The organism is Vibrio sp. OPT46 (assembly GCF_015163535.1).
In the GTDB taxonomy this organism is placed as follows: Bacteria; Pseudomonadota; Gammaproteobacteria; order Enterobacterales; family Vibrionaceae; genus Vibrio; species Vibrio alginolyticus.
Genome location: NZ_JADDYG010000524.1, coordinates 1 through 503, shown reverse-complemented (window position 1 = coordinate 503; position 503 = coordinate 1). Strand labels below are relative to the sequence as shown.

Here is a 503-nt window from a genome sequence, read left to right as displayed (position 1 = left end):
CCGAAAGCAACAACAGCTCAGCTTAAAACATTCAAAGGAAAGTAAATTATGATTAATACTCAAATCAAACCATTTGCAGCTACAGCGTACAAAAACGGCGAATTCGTTGAAGTAACAGAACAAGACGTTCTAGGTAAATGGGCAGTATTCTTCTTCTACCCAGCAGACTTTACGTTTGTATGTCCAACAGAACTGGGTGACCTAGCAGACCACTACGAAGAGCTACAAAAACGTGGCGTAGAAGTTTACTCAGTATCAACTGACACACACTTCACTCACAAAGCGTGGCACGACAGCTCAGACACAATCGGTAAGATTCAGTACTACATGCTTGGCGACCAAACAGGCAACATCACAAACAACTTCGGTGTGATGCGTGAAGGCCAAGGTCTTGCAGACCGTGCAACGTTCCTAATCGACCCAGAAGGTACTATCCAAGCAATGGAAATCACTGCTGAAGGTATCGGTCGTGACGCAGAAGACCTACTACGCAAAGTGAAAGC

Annotated in this window: 1 protein-coding gene; it reads left to right on the top strand. The window is 44.7% G+C overall.

What is annotated here, in order from left to right; all coding sequences use genetic code 11:
• Positions 1-48 precede the first annotated feature (48 nt).
• The coding region (locus IQR33_RS21265; protein WP_193844029.1) for a redoxin domain-containing protein at positions 49-503 on the top strand (455 nt) is incomplete at its 3' end.